This window comes from Roseateles sp., from assembly GCF_052436255.1.
Taxonomy (GTDB): domain Bacteria; phylum Pseudomonadota; class Gammaproteobacteria; order Burkholderiales; family Burkholderiaceae_C; genus Pelomonas.
In genome coordinates this window covers 1-15,580 of record NZ_JBQVNP010000126.1, presented here as the reverse complement: position 1 = coordinate 15,580, position 15,580 = coordinate 1, and the positions used below count along the sequence as shown (strand labels likewise).

Genomic DNA, 15,580 nt, shown 5'->3' with positions numbered 1-15,580 from the left:
TCGTACTTCAGCATGTAGGCCAGGTAGTCGGGCTCCAGCAGGTCGTTGATCGCGACGACCTCGATGTCCTTGAAATTCGCGACGGCGGCACGGAACACCATGCGCCCGATGCGGCCGAAGCCGTTGATGCCGATCTTGATGGTCATGGGGGAAGTCTCCTGAGGATTGAGATAGTCGCGCGGGCGACGATTCTCATCGATTCGAGTAACGGCGCGGTTTCAGAGCGATTTCAGCCGGGCAGGTCCAGGGTTCCGCAGCTCACGTTGATGATCAAGGTCTGGCCCACGAGTTGTTCGAAGGTGCGCTCCTTCATCTCCAACTCCAAGCCGCCCAGCCAGGCCAGGAACTCGGTCCGGTTGGGGTCGGGTTTGCCGACCTGGCCGACCTGGTTGTCGAGCTTGGGGCGCCCCAGCGTCCAGGCGACCTGGAAGGGGCAGGACATGCTGTTGAAGTCGAAGTTGACGCGGCGCAGCAGATTGTTGCCGGCCTCCTCGCGCAGGCCTTTGACGTTGGACAGGAAAGCGGTCAGCGGGATCGCGTCCTTGAACACCCGCTTGGCCACGCCGTGCGGCCGGAACTGGAAGTGCTGGCGCAACCAGCTGGGCTTGGCGCCTGCGGGCAGGCAGGGCATGCGGTAGCGGGCCACGTAGTCCATCACGTCGCGCGCCTGGCCCTTGCTGGCGCTGCTGTAGGCGAGCTTGACCGTGGGAGGCGCATCCGGCGCCGTGAAGCCGAAATCCACGAACACATTGACCGTCTCACTCAGCCAGGTGGCGCCACCGCTGTACTCCAAGCCCTCCTTGGGCGTCACGAGGCAACTCGCGCGCCTGGCCGTGTCGTCCAGACCGGGTGAGGGGCGCAGCGGCGTCCAGGTGATGGGGTCGGTGGCGCGGGGGCGGAAGGCAAATTCCTGCACGGCCGTGACCGGCGGCCCGGCCAGGCAGGGCAGGCGGAAGTCGCGGATGTGGCGCTCGACCTCTTCCACCATGGCGTCGGTGGCGGCGCGGTACAGCAGCGTGGCCTCGGGCGGCTGGTCGGGGGCCGTGAAGTGCAGCGAAAAGCGCACGGTGCCCGGCGTGCGGGCCTCCAGCGCCTCGGCGGGATAGCGCAACTCGCCGCCACGCTTGAGGCAGGCCAGCGTCTGCTCGGCCTCCGGCGATGCCAGCACGGCCACCTGGGCCTGGGCCGGCAGCAGCAAGCCGGCCCCGATGAATGCGCAAAGCGCAGCGATCCGGCGCATCTGTCCTCCCTGACTGTTTTGATGCAGGGCGGGGTTGTAGCGCAGATCGCCGCCGGTGCCGCTTACTTCTTCTTCAACACGGCCTTCACAGTCGCCGCCACGTTCTCCGGCGTGAACCCGAAGTGCTTGAACAGCACCCCCGCCGGCGCCGACTCGCCAAACGTGTCGATGCCGACGACGGCGTCCACGCCGTACTTCCACCAGAAGTCGCTCACCCCCATTTCGACGGCCACGCGTGGCAGGCCCCTGGGCAGCACGTGCTTCTTGTAGTCCTTGTCCTGGCGGTCGAACACGTTGGTCGACGGCATGGAGACGACGCGCACCTTGATGCCCTCGTCGGCCAGCAGCGCCTTGGCCGCCATGGCCAGCTGCACCTCGGAGCCGGTGGCGATGATGACGGCCTCGGCCTTGCTGTTGCCCTTGGCGCTCACCGGGTCGAACAGCACATAGGCGCCCTTGGCGATCTCGTCGACGTTGGTCTTGGGCGAGTAGGTCAGGTTCTGGCGGGAGAGCGCCAGCAGGCTGGGGCGCTGCGCGTTGCCGATGGCCATGGTCCAGGCGACCACCGTCTCGGTGGTGTCGGCCGGACGCCAGACGTCCAGGCCCGGAATCAGGCGCAGGCTGGCGACATGCTCGACGGATTGGTGGGTCGGGCCGTCTTCACCCAGGCCGATGGAGTCGTGCGTCATCACGTGGATGACACGCGTCTTCATCAGCGCGGCCATGCGGATGGCGTTGCGGCTGTAGTCGCTGAAGGTCAGGAAGGTGCCGCCGTAGGGGATGAAGCCGCCGTGCAGGGCCACGCCGTTCATGATGGCGGCCATGCCGAACTCGCGCACGCCGTAGTTGATGTGGCGGCCGTTGTTCGGCACGCCATCGGCGGCGATGCGCAGGGCCGGCGTGCTGGAGGTGTTGGTCAGGTTGGAGCCGGTCAGGTCGGCGCTGCCGCCGAGCAGTTCGGGCAGGGCGAGCGTGAAGGCTTCCAGGGCCAATTGGCTGGCCTTGCGGCTGGCGACGGTCTGCGACTCGGCATGGGCCTTGACGACGGCGTCCACGGCGACCTGCGCGAAGTTGGCGGGCAGCACGCCGGCCATGCGGCGCTGGAACTCGGCGGCCAGCTCGGGGTGGGCTTCGGCATAGGCGTCGAAGCGGGCGTCCCAGTCGGCCTCAAGCTTGCCGCCGCGTTCCTTGGCGTCCCAGGCGGCATAGACCTCGGCCGGCACCGCGAAGGGCTCGTGCTCCCAGGCGAGGGCCTCGCGGGTGAGCTTGATTTCTTCGGCGCCCAGCGGCTCGCCGTGGGCCTTGCTGGTGTTGGCGCGGTTGGGGCTGCCCTTGCCGATGGCCGTCTTGGCAATGATCAGCGTCGGCTTGTCCTTGCTCTCCTTGGCCTTGCCGATGGCGTCGTCGACGGCGTCGACCTCGTGGCCGTCCACCGGGCCGATGACGTTCCAGCCATAGGCCTCAAAGCGCTTGGCGGTGTCATCGCCGAACCAGGGCGCGACCTGGCCGTCGATGCTGATGCCGTTGTCGTCGTAGATGGCGATCAGCTTGTTGAGCTTCCAGGCACCGGCCAGCGAGGCGGCCTCATGGCTGATGCCTTCCATCAGGCAGCCGTCGCCCAGGAAGACATAGGTGTGGTGGTCGACGATCTCGTGGCCTTCACGGTTGAAGTCGCGCGCCAGCAGCTTCTCGGCCAGCGCCAGGCCGACGGCGTTGGTCACGCCCTGGCCCAGCGGGCCGGTCGTCGTCTCGATGCCGGGGGTGATGCCCACTTCGGGGTGGCCCGGCGTCTTGCTGTGCATCTGGCGGAAGTTGCGCAGTTCGTCGATGGGGAGGTCATAGCCCGTCAGGTGCAGCAGCGCGTAGACCAGCATCGAACCGTGGCCGTTGGACAGCACGAAGCGGTCGCGGTTGGCCCAGTGCGGGTTGGCCGGGTTGTGCTGCAGATGGTGGCCCCACAGCGCCACGGCGATGTCGGCCATGCCCATGGGCGCCCCCGGGTGGCCCGAGTTGGCCGCCTGCACCGCGTCCATCGCGAGGGCGCGGATCGCGTTGGCCATGAGGGTGGGGGAAGCGGTCGATGCAGTCATGGCCGGGGCTTTCTTGGGGCTGAAGGGCAAAACGCGGGATTTTACGGGGGTGGCCCCGGCTCGCTTGATCCAGCGCAAGGCCCGGCCGCGGCGAAAGTGCGACGCTCGCACCATGTCCACGCCCATGCCCCTGGCCGTGCGCGTCATCCGCGCGGAGCACGACGCGCTGGCCGCCATGCTGCGCACCGTGCCGCTGCTGCTCGACGCGCAGCGCCGCGCCGCCGTCCCGCCCGACTTCGGCGCGCTGCGGGCCATGCTGTTCTATGTGGATGAATTCCCCGAACGCTTGCATCACAAAAAGGAAAGCGAGTTGCTGTTCCCCAAGCTGCGCGCGCTGGCGCCCACGTTGCGCGAGACGCTGGACGACCTGGAGCTGGACCATGCCCAGGGCGAACGCGCCATCCGCGAGCTGCAACACAGCCTGCTGGCCTGGGAGCAGATGGGCGAGGCCCGGCGCGAGAAGTTCGAGCAGCAGCTCAAGGTCTATTCGGCGCGCTACCTGCGCCACATGAAGCGCGAGGAAACCGAAATCCTGCCGCGCGCGGTGGCGCTGCTGTCGGCGCCAGACTGGGCCGACCTCGATGCGGCATTCGGCAGCCACCAGGACCCGCTGGCGCCCCGCGCCGGGCAGCCGGTGGACGAGGCCTATGCACCGCTGCGCCAGCGCATCCTGGCGGCGCTGCCGGCGCCGTTCGGCTGGGGGCCGGCGATCACCTAGGAACGCAACAGCGTCAACCGGCCGCTGCCGGCCCAGCAGTCCAGCGGCCGGCGCACATCCTGGCGCAGCGCGTCCTCGCTCGGCGCGTCGGCGTTGAGCAGGCCGACCCAGGCATTGCGGCCGGCTTCCTTGGCCTCATAGAGCGCAGCATCGGCGAGGTCGATGGCGGAGCGCCAGTCGAGCGCCCGCGGCAGCGCGGGGCACAGCGGGAAGGCCGAGAAGCCGACCGAGCAGGTCTGCGCCAGGCGCAGGCCGCCTTCGAGCTCGAAGGCTTGCGACGCGACGGCCTGGCGGGCGCGTTCGGCCAGCGCGGCCGCACGGCCGCGGGGCGTGCCGCGCGCGACGATGAGGAACTCCTCGCCGCCCCAGCGCACCAGGTAGTCGGTGGCGCGGAAGACCTGCTGCAGGCGGCCGCGCATCTGCTCCAGCACGGCGTCGCCGGCCATGTGGCCGTGGGCGTCGTTGATGCGCTTGAAGTGGTCGATGTCGATCAGGAAGAACAGCAGGTCCTGGTCGCTCTCGCCCGGCGTCGGCGCGTCCGTCAGCGGCTCGTAGTGGCGCAGCGCCAGCGCCGCGTCGGCCGGCATCTGGCGGTCCAGGAAGCGGCGGTTGCGAAGGCCGGTCAGCGGGTCCGTGAGGCTGGCCTCCTCCAGCTCGACGGACTTGCGTTGCAGCTCCGCGGTGGCGGCCTCCAGCGCCTGGGTGCGCTCCAGCACGCGCGCTTCCAGCACGCGGCGATGGCGCAGCAGCAGCCGCGTGCGCATGCTGACTATTGATCCCACCAGGCCAACGGCGGCGATGGCCGCCAGAGCCAGGGCCCAGCGCGTCTGCCACCAGGCCGCGCGCACGTCAACGTCGATCAGCAGCTCATGGGGGCTCCAGGCGCCGTCGCGGTTGCTGCCTTGCACGCGCAGCTGGTAGCCGCCGGGCGACAGATTGGTATAGGCGGCCGCGCGGCCCAGGGCACCGGCGTCGATCCAGCCCGCGTCCAGGCCCTGCAGGCGGTAGCGGTAGCGGTTGCGCCCAGGCTGGCTGTAGTCCAGCGAAGCAAAAGCCAGGCTCAGGCCGCGCTCGCCGGGCGCCAGCACGATGGGCCCGCCGTGGGCGGGCAGCGCGCGCTCCACGCCGTCGACGCGCAGCTCCGAGATGACCAAAGGCGGCTGGTAGGTCCAGGGCGCGAACCGGTCGGGGTCGATGACCAGCAGCCCGCGCGCACCACCAAACAGCATGCGGCCGTCGACCAGCTGTGCATAGGCGCGGAACCAGCCGGTGCCGAGGTCAGCGCCATCGGCCGCGCCGAGCTCGCGGCGCTCGCCGCTCTGCGGGTCGTACATGTTGCGCTGCGACCAGATGCGGCCCTGCTTGTCGAACAGCAGGTTGGCGCCGAAGGCACCGCCGACTTCCGACGCCGTGACCGCCTCGAAGCGCACCCGCCGGCCATCGCCTGGCAGCAGGCGGTGCAGGCCGGTGCCGGTGTCCACCCACAGCTGGCCCTTGCCGTCCACGGCCATGCCCAGCACGGTCTGGCCGGTCAGGCCCGTGGTCTCGACCCATTCGGCCACCGGCTCGGCGGCACCCGGCTTGGCGACGCGGAACAGCCCCGCCGCGCCACCCGCCCACAGGCTGCCATCGGGCAGGCTGGCAAAGGCATTGACCTCGCCCGTGCCGCCGACCAGGCCCGCCGTCGGGATGGCGCGCATCTGCGGCTGCTGCGGCGTCCAGCGCATCAGCCCGTCCAGCGTGGCGATCCACAGCGCGCCGTCAGCGGTGGCGTGGAAGCGCCGCGGCACGGCGTTGCCGCTGCGCAGCGTCTCCTGCCAGCGGCCGTCGGCGTCGAAGCGCAGCAGCTGGGTGTCGACGGCCACCCAGACGGCGCCGTCGCGGGTCTGGCCAAGCGCGTTGACGCGCCCCGGCGGCAGGCCGCCGCGGCCGCCCCCCCCGGGGCGATCACGCTGAGCGGCTGCAGCTGGCCGTCGCGGCGCTCGATGCCACCGGCCAGCAGGCCCAGCCAGATTTCGCCGCTGTCGAGCTGCAGGATGCTGCGCACGTCCAGCCCGCTGGGTGCCGACCCGATGGCGTCGCGCACCATGGACAGGCCGGGCAGCGACGGCACATGGCGCATCAGGCCGCCGCCATAGCTGCCCGCCCAGACGGTGCCGGACGGGTCGCGGATCAGTGCGCGCACATCGCTGCGGGGCGCCGTGCCGGCGCCGGTGGCGGGCAGGCGCTCGATCAGCGCGCCGTCGGTCGCACGCCGGCGCGACAGACCCGAGGCGTCGCCGAACCAGAGTTCGTCCTCGTCGGGCTGGACCATGGCCATGACGGGCCAGGCGCCGGAGGTGGCGCCGGCCTGCGCGCCCGGGCTGAAGGGCAGGGGCTGGCCCTGCGGCGACAGTGCGCACAACCGGCCTTGGGCCGTGCCGACGATGATGCGGCCGTCCAGCGTCTCGCTGATGAGCGTGACCAGTTGGTCGCCGATGCCCACGTCCAGCGCCTCGATGGGGCCGTCGGGCGCCTTGCGTGCCAGGCCGCGCCAGGTGCCGATCCACAGCGTGCCCTGGCGGTCCACCAGCAGGGTCTGCACGCGGGTGTCGGGCAGGCCGTCCTGCTTGCCGCGGTGGTGGGTGAAGCGCTGGGTCTTGACGTCGAAGCGGTCCAGGCCGCCGCTACCGCCGATCCACAGCGTGCCGTCCTTTTCCAGCGCCAGGCTGCGCACGGTGTTGGCGGCGGGCGCGGCGTCGTCGGCCGAGTTGCCGTCGCGCGCCCAGCGCGACCACTGCCCGGTGGCCAGGTCCAGGCGCACCAGACCGCTGTTGCCGGCGGCCACCCACATCCAGCCGCGCGGGTCGGGCAGCATGACGCGCACGAACTGCTCGGGCAGCAGCTGGCCGTCGGGGCTGTTCAGCGGATAGCGGCGGAAGGCGTAGCCGTCGAAGCGCAGCAGGCCCTCGGGCGAACCCGCCCACAGCAGGCCGCGTGCGTCCAACGCCAGCGCGGAGACGACGTTGTCCCGCACCGCGCCCGGCTCGCCGATGGGCTCGAAGCGCGGCACCACGGCGTGCGCGGCCGACGCCAGCAGGCAGGCGACGACCAGCAGGGCGGCCCACCCCTTTGTTATCAAGAGCCTCATGCGGGCATTCTCAGTCAGCCGCAGCGCCGGGCTGGGCGGGTCTTGCCCTCAGGGAACGTGAATCGTTCCCGGTCTCAGCCGGCCAGTGGCTTGGTGATGGCGTCGATGCGCTCGACGATCTCCGGCGTCAGCTTGGGCACCACAGTCAGCGCGCCGAGGTTGTCGCGCAACTGCTCGATGCGGCTGGCCCCGAGGATGACGGTGGACACGCGCGGATTGCGGTTGATCCAGGCGATGGCCAGCTGCGCTGGGTTGCAACCCAGCTCGGCGGCGACCTCGGCGAGCTGGCCGACGGCGTCGTTCTTGGCCTTGTCCTGCAGCTGCTCGCGCATCCAGGCCATGTTGTCCAGCGATCCCCGGCTGCCAGCGGGGATGCCGCTGCGGTACTTGCCGGTCAGCAGGCCCGAGGCCAGCGGGCTCCAGGTCGTCAGGCCCAGGCCGATGTCGTCGTACAGGCGCGCGTACTCCTGCTCGACGCGCTTGCGGTGGAAGAGGTGGTATTGCGGTTGCTCGACCACGGGCTTGTGCAGGTGATGGCGCTCGGCGATCTCCCAGGCGGCCCGAATGTCGCCGGCGCTCCACTCGCTGGTGCCCCAGTACAGCGCCTTGCCCTGGCGGATGATGTCGCTCATCGCCCAGACCGTCTCCTCGATGGGCGTGTGCGGGTCGGGCCGGTGGCAGTAGACGAGGTCCAGATGCTCCAGCTGCAGGCGCTTGAGCGAGGCGTCGACGGCCTGCAACAGGTATTTGCGGTTGAGCGTGTCCTTGCGGTTGACGCTCACGCCGTCGCGCTGCAGACCCCAGAAGAACTTGCTCGACACGATGTAGTCCAGCCGGTTCCAGCCCAGGGCCTTGAAGGCCTGGCCCATGACGACCTCGCTCTCGCCCTGGGCATAGACCTCGGCGTTGTCGAAGAAGTTGATGCCGGCGTCGAAGGCCGCCGCCAGCATTTCGGTGGCCGACTTCGTGTCGACCTGGTTGTGATACGTGACCCAGGAGCCGAGCGAGAGTTCGGAGACCTGGAGGCCGGCGCGGCCGAGACGGCGGTATTGCATGGGGGAGTCCTGAGGCTGAGATGCGCAAAAAGCGACAGCTTATGCCGGCCGGCCCGCCGCCCGGGCCCGCCACGGCAATGCCCCCAAGTGCCCCGGGGAGCGCCCGCGGTAGCGATGACCGGCCGATGGTCTATCGTTGCGCCCATGAAGCTCGCCGTCATCGGTGCCGGCCCGGCCGGCCTCGCCCTCGCCCTGCTGGCCGCCCAGCGCCTGGGCGCCGCCACGGAAATCCATCTTTTCGACGTCCGGCCGCTCGACCGTGACATCAGCGGCGACGCCCGCACGCTGGCGCTCAACCTTGGCAGCATCCGCCTGCTGCAGCGCCTGTGCGCCTGGCGGCCCGAGGTGGCCCAGGCCATCCAGGCCGTGCATGTCAGCCAGGCCCCGCCCGCGCCCATCGCCGGCGAGGTGAGGATCACGGCGGCCGAGCAAGGCCTGCCCCAGCTCGGCGCCGTGCTGCCCTATGGCGCCCTGGTCGCGCCGCTGCAGCAGCGCTGGCTGGCCCTCGCCGCCGCAGCGCCGCAGCGCCTGTTCACACGCTTCGCGACGGCGGTGCATGGCATCCGCTCGCAGCCAGCTGGCGTGGAGCTGGACTGCGGCGATGGCCCGGTCGTCGACAGCTTCGACCTCGCCGTCGTCGCCGAGGGCGGCGTGTTCGCCGAACAGGACAGGAAGTCCATCACCAGCAACTACCAGCAAAACGCCTGGGTCGGCACGGTGCGCCTGGCCGCCCCCGGCCTGCAGGGCCTGGCCATCGAGCGTTTCACGCGCAACGGGCCGCTGGCCCTGCTGCCCCTGCCCGACGACGACGAGGGCCCGCGCGCGGCGCTGGTCTGGTGCCTGCCGCAGGCCGAGGACGACATCGCCGCGCTCAGCGACGCCCAGCGCCAGCTCGTCATCCAGCAGCAGCTGCCCGCGGTGGCCGGCAGGCTCACCGGCATCTCGGCGCTGAAATGCTTCCCGCTCGGCCTGAACGCCGAGACGCGCCTGCTGCACGGCCGCACGCTGCGCATCGGCAATGCGGCCCAGACGCTGCACCCGGTGGCCGGCCAGGGGCTCAACCTGGGCCTGCGCGACGCCCAGGCCCTGGTCGACGCACTCCGCGATGCCGCCGAGACCGGCATCGGCCTGGACGCCGTGCTCAACCGCGTCGACTGGCAGCGCGCCCCCGACCGCTGGCCCATGATCGCCGCCACCGACTTCCTGGCCCGCAGCTTTGCCTGGCGCCTGCCGGGCCTGCCGGCGCTGCGCGGCCTGGCGCTGGCCGGGCTGGAGCTGGCGACGCCGCTGAAGACGGCGATTGCCCGGCGCATGATGTTCGGGGGCTGACCATGACACCCGCCCCCATCCCCGCCAACGACGCCGAGCGCCTGCGCGCGTTGCGCGAGCTGCTCATCCTGGACACGCCGCCCGAAGAGCGCTTCGACCGCATCGTCAGCTTTGCGGCCGAAGAATTCGACATGCCGATCGCACTGGTCAGCCTCATCGACGAGCAGCGCCAGTGGTTCAAGGCGCGCATCGGGCTGGCGGCCTGCGAAACCTCGCGCGAGATCTCGTTTTGCGGCCATGCCATCTTGCAGAGCGGGCTGTTCGAGGTGATCGACGCCGCGCTGGATCCGCGTTTTGCGGACAACCCGCTGGTGGTCGGCGCCCCCTTCATTCGTTTCTACATCGGCGCGCCGCTGGCATTGCCCGGCGGCGCCGTCGTGGGCACCCTGTGCCTGATCGACACCCGGCCGCGCGAGTTCGATGCCATGGACCACGCCGTCCTCGGCACACTGCGCGACCTGGTCGTGGCCGAACTGGTCGGCGCCGGCGATACGCAGGCCGAAGGTCGCGGATGAGCCGCATCGTCAACCCTGGCAACCGGCTGCTGCTCGTCGAGCCGCAGTTCGTGCTGCGGCGCACGGTGGCCGTCATGGCGCGAGACATGGGCCTGGGCGATGTGCGCGAGGCCACCAGCACGGCCGTTGCCGAGAAGCTGTTGCAGGAAGAGCGCTTCAACGCGTTGCTGATCGCCATTGACGACGAGGGCGCGGCGTTGGAGCTGTTGCGCCAGCTGCGCGCCGGCAACACCATGCAACCCGCCGACCTGCTGGTGGCCGCGACCGCCGGCGCCTGCGACGTGGAGCTGGCGCTGCGCCTGAAGCAGCTCGACGTCTGCCGGCTCTTGCTCAAACCCTTCAAGGTGCGAGGCGTGCTGGAGGTTATTGCCGCGCTGGGCGCCCCGGCCCCGCTGGCGGTGGGTTGAACAGAGCGGTGACCGCGGCGCTTTTGCAGACCATGCCGGACACACCCAGCGCCTAGCATGGGCCACCCATGTCACGCCTTGCCCTCCTTCCTGCTGCCCTGCTGGCCCTGTTGCTGGCCGGCTGCGGCACGCCCAGCCGGCCGCTGCCGATGGCGATCACCGCCCCGGACGCGCTGCAGATCCGCGGCTGGGTGCCCGATGCACTGAAGGCCCAGGTCGGTCTGGCGCCTGTCAAGGGCGGGCAGGAGACCGGCCGCTGGTGGGGCTCCAGGGTCGGCGCGCGGGCGCTTCAACTGGCGCTCGAAGAATCCCTGCGCAGCGTCGGCATGAAGCCGCCCTCGCCCGAGCCGGCGGCGCGCTTCGAATTGCAGGCCGAGCTGCTGCAGCTGGAGCAGCCTCTGGTGCCCGCCATCGGCGTGACGGTGGGCGTGGCGGTGCGCTACACGCTGGTGGACACCGCCGATAGCGCCGGCAAAGGCCGCATCCTCTACCAGCGCCGCATCGCCAACACCGACGCCGCCGGCTTCACCGAGGCCATGCTGTCGCCCAACGAGCGGCTGCGCATCGCCAACGAACGCGCGCTGCGCGCCAACATCGACCTGCTGCTGCGCGACCTCGTCACGCTGCGGCCTTAGATCTGCGTCAGAGCTTGCGATGGCCCAGCGCCGGCAGCTGCTGGCGCACCTGGGCCAGGCGCGCCGGGTCCAGGTCGGCAACGACCGCGCCCTCGCCTTCGGCCAGCAACCCGAGCACCTGGCCCCAGGGGTCGACGATCATGCTGTGGCCCCAGGTGCGCCGGCCGTTGGCATGCTGGCCGCCCTGGGCGGGGGCGACGACATAACACTGGTTCTCCACGGCGCGGGCGCGCAGCAGCAGCTCCCAATGCGCCTGGCCGGTCGTGTAGGTGAAGGCGGCCGGCACGGCCAGCAGGTCGCAGCCGGCATAGGTGCGGTAGAGCTCGGGGAAGCGCAGGTCGTAGCAGACCGACAGGCCGACCCTGACCCGCCCGGCCTCGAAACTCGTCGGCTCGACACCTGGCTCCAGCACGCGGCCCTCGTCGTAGCTCTCGCGGCCGTTGTCGAAGGCGAAGAGGTGGATCTTGTCGTAGCGCGCCACGCGCGCGCCGCTGGGGGAGAACACCAGCGTCGAGTTGCGCACCCGCTCGCTCGTGGGCGACTTGATCGGCAGCGTGCCGCCGATGATCCAGAGCCCCAGGTCGCGCGCAGCGGCGGCCAGCATGGCCTGGATAGCGCCCTCGCCGTCCACCTCGGCCAGCGCGATCTTGTCGCTGTCTTGCATGCCCATCAGGCAGAAATATTCAGGCAGTGCCGCCAGCTCGGCACCGCGGCGGGCGGCGTCCTCCAGCAGGCGGCGCGCAGTGGCGAGGTTGGCGGCCACGTCGGGGCCGGAGACCATCTGGAGGGCGGCGATCTTCATACCGCGGATGCTAGCGCCGTCGGCAGACGCGACGCGACGGATGTCACGACCGGCCGACGCCGTCCGGATGAGAATCGGAACGCCATGCCGCCCCCGTCCTGCCTGCGCCGCCAGCTGCTGGCCCTGCCACTTGCCGCTGCGCTCCCGCCGGCCCGCGCGGCCGGCGCGCCGCTGACCCTGCGTCTGCCCGACCCGCAGGCCTACAGCGCCCACGGCGCCTTCTTTGTCGAGGCCTTGAGGCTGGCCCTGGCCAAGACGGCCCAGGGCGAGGGGCCGCCGACGCTGGTCCATGCGCCACCCGGCTTGCCGCGGCCGCGGCTGCGCCACATGCTGCAGCACGGCCAGCTCGACCTGTTGTGGAGCACCACCACACCGGAGCGCGAGGCGCAGGCGCTGCCGGTGCGCTTCAACCTGCTCAAGGGCACGAACGAGCTGCGCTTTCTGCTCGTGCGCGCCGCCGACCTGCCCGCGCTGCGCTCGGTCAGGACCTTGGCGGCGCTGCGCCGGCTGCGTGCCGGTGCGGGCACTTTCTGGAGCGATGCGCAGATCCTGCGGGCCAACGGCTTTACCGTCGAGACAACGCCCAAGTTCGAGCTGCTGTTCCGCATGCTCAAGGCGGGCCGCTTTGACTTCATTCCGCGCACCCGCGAGGAGATCGACGCCGAGCTGGTCTTGCATGTCGGCCAGGGCTTTGCCGAGCTGCCGGGCCTGGCGCTGCAATACAAGCAGCCGCTCTACTTCTTCGTCGCCAGCGACAAGCCCTGGCTGGCCGAGCGGCTGCGGCGCGGCCTGGCGCTGGCCGAGGCCGATGGCAGCTTCGACGCTCTCTTCATGGCCGAGCCGGGCCTCAAGGACGCCCTGGCTGGAATGCGCAGCTTCAAGGGGCTGCGCCTGCAGCTCAAGGCGCTCGACTAAGGCGCGCTTGCCGCCTTGGCCGCCGGGCCGTCGACCTTCTCCACCTTGGGGTCGTCCCAGGTGCCGGTGATCCGGAACTCGCGCGTGTTGGCCGCGGACATCGGGCGACTCAGGATCCATTGCGCCAGGAAGGCGCCGAGCGCGACCGCCGGATTGATGGCCGCATAGGCCAGCGAGGCGCCGCCGGCCGACACCTCGGGCACGACGACGACGCGCAGCTTCTGCGTCTCGGCGGCCAGGTCGGTGCTGCCTTCGACCAGCACGGCCGCCTGCAGGCCGCGGATGCGGATGTTGTCGCTGCGCGCCACGCCCGCGGCGATCTTGACGTCGCCGGTCACGCCATCGAAGGTGAAGCCTTCGGCGAACACGTCGCGGAAGTCCAGCAGCAGCCGGCGCGGCAGCGACTGCAGGCTCAGCACGCCCAGCAGCCGGCCGACGCCGGGCTCGGCCTTGAGGAAGGTGCCGGTGTCGAGCTGGATGTTGAGCGCGCCAGCCATGCTGGCGTAGTGGGGCGCCAGCGGCGAGCCGTCCCCGCCGACGTGGCCGGCCATGACGCCCTTGCCGCCGCGCATGACGGGGTTGTCCTTGTCGCCCTGGCCCAGCCGCTCCAGCAGCTTGCCGCCGTCGGCGATGTCGAGCTTCCAGTCGAGCACGGTGCGGCGCGCGCCGGGCTCGCTGGCCCAGCGGCCGGTCGCGTTCAACGTCGCGTCGGGCGACCGGATCTGCAGCTTCTCCAGCTTCCAGTCACGTGCGGCGGCCGGCGCCTGGGCCAGCACTTCCAGTCGGCCCAGGCGTTTGCCGCGCAGCTCGAAATCGTCGACGACGATGTCCAGCGACGGCAGCGGCCCGCTGCCCGCATCGGCCTTGGCGGGGTCGATCAGCTCGCTGACCGACTCGGCCTCCTGGCGCGGCAGCGACAGCCGCAGCAGCCGCGCCTGCACCGCGTCGATCTGGCCGCCCGCGACACCCTTGAGGTCGATGCGGCCGGAGATCTGCTCGGCGTCGATGTTGACGCGCCAGTTGGCGCCGTCGCGCGCCACCATGGCGGAGGCGCGCCCGAGCTGGCGCCCGGCGATCCTGAGCGCCTGGCTGCGCAGCGCGATCTGGCTGGGCAGCAGACCGCCGCTGCCATCGCTGCCGCCCTCAGCGGTAGCGCCGCCACCGCCGGCCAGGCCGCCCAGGCGCTGCTGCCAGGCATCCAGGTCCAGGGCCGCCACATTGACCTGCAACAGCACGCCCGCGGCGGGCAGGGCCGGCAGCTTGTCCTGCACGGCCAGCACGCCGCGCAGCACCTGCGAGCTGGCACCGGAGACGTCGCGCTGAAGCTGGGCCTGCAGCAGCGGTGCCGCACTGCTGCCCACCTCCAGGCGCAGCTCGTCGCGGCCGACGCCGGTGGGCGTCATCAGCAGGCGCAGCGGCAGCTGGCTGTCGGCCTCCTTGCGCGCGGGCGCCGGCAGGTCCAGGGCCAGGCCTTGCAGGGTGCTCGTCACGCTCAGCGCCGGTTCGCCCTCCTTCGGGATGGCGAGCTGAAACCGGTAGGCGGCCTGGCCGCTGGCGGCCTGGGCCAGGCGGGCCACGGCACCCAGCTCGGTGGCACGGCGCAGGCCCTCGGCGGTGGCCTGGCCCTGCACGGCGAAACGCAGGCCGCCGCCGGGCTGCGTGCCGCCTTCGATGCCGGCATCACCGCCCAGCAGCCGCGCCGTCACGCCGGCCAGCTGCAGGCGCTCCTGGTCGAAGTCGATACGGCCCCGCACGCTCCCCAGCGCGGGCAGTTCGGGGCGCAGCTTGAGGTCGACGCCGCCGAGCTGGAGCTGGCCCTTGAGCGTCGTGCGATCGGTGTCGTCCAGCGGCAGCGTGATGCCCAGCTTGAGCCCGACCGGCCCCTGGGCAGAGGTGGTACTCAGCGCATGGTCCAGCCATTCGTCCAGCGGCGAGGCGCGCACATAGCGCAGCAGATCGGCGCCGGCGCCGCGGCCATGGCCATCGAGCTGCAGCACGCGGCCATGGTGCAGGTCCTTGATGCCGCCGTTGACACCGCTGAGCTCATAGCCCAGCACCTTGGTGCGGCCATCCTTGATCTGCATGCCGGCGCGCTCGAAGACGAGCTCGGCGTCCACGCCTTCCATGACCGGCCAGTTGCTACCGATATCGCTGTGCGGCACATAGGCCAGCGTCACGCCCTGGGCTTGCGTTGCGACGCGGAAGATGCCGCTAGACCTGGGCGCGTCGAAGGGGAAGTCGGCCAGTTCGCCCTTGATGCGCACGCTGGTGTTGCGCGCCTCGCCGCCGAGGATGGCGCGCGACACATAGCTGCGCGTGGCCGGCAGGCTCTGCGGGATGTAGCGCGCCACGCGGGTGGCTTCCACGCGCAGCACCTTGCCGCTCAGGTCGAGGAAGCCTGGCGTGGCTGCACCCGCCGGGCGCCGCCAGCTCAGCTCGAACTCGCCGCTCAGGTCGGGCGTTTGCAGTTGCAGCTCGTGCAGCTTGAGTTCCACCTCGCCGGGGGACTTGCCGCCCTGCTGGGGCAACTGCCAGATCATCTGCGTGGACAGCCGCGTGATCGGCAGCCGCGGGTCCTCGAACAGCCCCGGCAGCTCGACCTCGCCGTCCTGCACGGCCAGCTGGGCCGAGCCGCCGCGCTCGCTGGCGTCCAGCGTCAGGCTGGCGCCACGCAGGCCCGGGCGGCCGAGCTGGCCCTCGCGCTCGCTGTACCGCGCCGCGATGGCCAGCCCGTCGAGCTGGGC

At 71.1% G+C, this 15,580-nt stretch carries 14 protein-coding genes; 6 read left to right on the top strand and 8 right to left on the bottom strand.

Annotated features, from left to right (window positions below; genetic code table 11):
• From ACT6S0_RS21480 to tkt, 3 genes are all read right to left on the bottom strand, one after another.
• On the bottom strand, positions 1–146 hold a 146-nt coding region (locus ACT6S0_RS21480), incomplete at its 3' end, for a glyceraldehyde 3-phosphate dehydrogenase NAD-binding domain-containing protein (RefSeq protein ID WP_444765805.1).
• 83 nt (positions 147–229) lie between these two features.
• Positions 230–1,240 (bottom strand): hypothetical protein, encoded by a 1,011-nt coding sequence (locus ACT6S0_RS21475; protein WP_444765803.1) that lies wholly within the window; start codon positions 1,238–1,240, stop codon positions 230–232.
• A gap of 62 nt (positions 1,241–1,302) precedes the next feature.
• Positions 1,303–3,330, bottom strand: a complete 2,028-nt coding sequence (tkt, locus tag ACT6S0_RS21470) for a transketolase (protein ID WP_444765802.1) — start codon at positions 3,328–3,330, stop codon at positions 1,303–1,305.
• A gap of 112 nt (positions 3,331–3,442) precedes the next feature.
• On the opposite strand from tkt, the gene ACT6S0_RS21465 reads away from it, so the two are divergent.
• Positions 3,443–4,048 carry a hemerythrin domain-containing protein gene (locus tag ACT6S0_RS21465; protein ID WP_444765801.1) on the top strand — a complete coding sequence of 202 codons (606 nt, stop codon included), beginning with the start codon at positions 3,443–3,445 and terminating at the stop codon, positions 4,046–4,048.
• On the opposite strand, the gene ACT6S0_RS21460 is transcribed toward ACT6S0_RS21465, so the two are convergent.
• The 3 genes from ACT6S0_RS21460 to ACT6S0_RS21450 form a co-directional block, all read right to left on the bottom strand.
• Complete coding sequence (locus tag ACT6S0_RS21460) at positions 4,045–5,277, bottom strand: GGDEF domain-containing protein (RefSeq protein ID WP_444765804.1); 1,233 nt, start codon at positions 5,275–5,277, stop codon at positions 4,045–4,047. The genes ACT6S0_RS21465 and ACT6S0_RS21460 overlap by 4 nt on opposite strands.
• Before the next feature lie 497 nt (positions 5,278–5,774).
• Positions 5,775–7,178, bottom strand: coding sequence for a ligand-binding sensor domain-containing protein (locus ACT6S0_RS21455; RefSeq protein ID WP_444765800.1), 1,404 nt, complete (start codon positions 7,176–7,178; stop codon positions 5,775–5,777).
• Positions 7,179–7,252: 74 nt separating this feature from the next.
• The gene (locus tag ACT6S0_RS21450) at positions 7,253–8,233 is read right to left on the bottom strand and encodes a potassium channel beta subunit family protein (RefSeq protein ID WP_444765799.1); all 981 of its coding nucleotides are present in this window, start codon (positions 8,231–8,233) and stop codon (positions 7,253–7,255) included.
• 144 nt (positions 8,234–8,377) lie between these two features.
• On the opposite strand from ACT6S0_RS21450, the gene ACT6S0_RS21445 reads away from it, so the two are divergent.
• The 4 genes from ACT6S0_RS21445 to ACT6S0_RS21430 all read left to right on the top strand — a co-directional run bounded on the left by ACT6S0_RS21445 (position 8,378) and on the right by ACT6S0_RS21430 (position 11,119).
• Entirely contained in the window at positions 8,378–9,562 is a 1,185-nt protein-coding gene (locus ACT6S0_RS21445) for an FAD-dependent monooxygenase (RefSeq protein WP_444765798.1), read from the top strand.
• A gap of 2 nt (positions 9,563–9,564) precedes the next feature.
• The gene (locus tag ACT6S0_RS21440; protein WP_444765797.1) at positions 9,565–10,077 is read left to right on the top strand and encodes a GAF domain-containing protein; all 513 of its coding nucleotides are present in this window, start codon (positions 9,565–9,567) and stop codon (positions 10,075–10,077) included.
• On the top strand, positions 10,074–10,484 hold the full coding sequence (locus tag ACT6S0_RS21435; RefSeq protein ID WP_444765796.1) for a response regulator: 411 nt from the start codon (positions 10,074–10,076) through the stop codon (positions 10,482–10,484). The genes ACT6S0_RS21440 and ACT6S0_RS21435 overlap by 4 nt, the downstream gene beginning before the upstream one ends.
• A 68-nt stretch (positions 10,485–10,552) precedes the next feature.
• The gene (locus tag ACT6S0_RS21430; RefSeq protein WP_444765795.1) at positions 10,553–11,119 is read left to right on the top strand and encodes a hypothetical protein; all 567 of its coding nucleotides are present in this window, start codon (positions 10,553–10,555) and stop codon (positions 11,117–11,119) included.
• Between the two features lie 7 nt (positions 11,120–11,126).
• Here the strand turns inward: ACT6S0_RS21430 and ACT6S0_RS21425 are convergent, their stop codons facing one another.
• On the bottom strand, positions 11,127–11,921 hold the full coding sequence (locus tag ACT6S0_RS21425; protein WP_444765794.1) for a carbon-nitrogen hydrolase family protein: 795 nt from the start codon (positions 11,919–11,921) through the stop codon (positions 11,127–11,129).
• 84 nt (positions 11,922–12,005) lie between these two features.
• Between ACT6S0_RS21425 and ACT6S0_RS21420 the strand changes: the two genes are divergently transcribed.
• A complete protein-coding gene (locus ACT6S0_RS21420) occupies positions 12,006–12,836 on the top strand; it encodes a substrate-binding periplasmic protein (RefSeq protein WP_444765793.1) in 831 nt (276 codons plus the stop codon).
• Here the strand turns inward: ACT6S0_RS21420 and ACT6S0_RS21415 are convergent.
• A partial coding sequence (locus ACT6S0_RS21415) for a YhdP family protein (RefSeq protein WP_444765792.1) occupies positions 12,833–15,580 on the bottom strand: 2,748 nt, incomplete at its 5' end. The genes ACT6S0_RS21420 and ACT6S0_RS21415 overlap by 4 nt on opposite strands.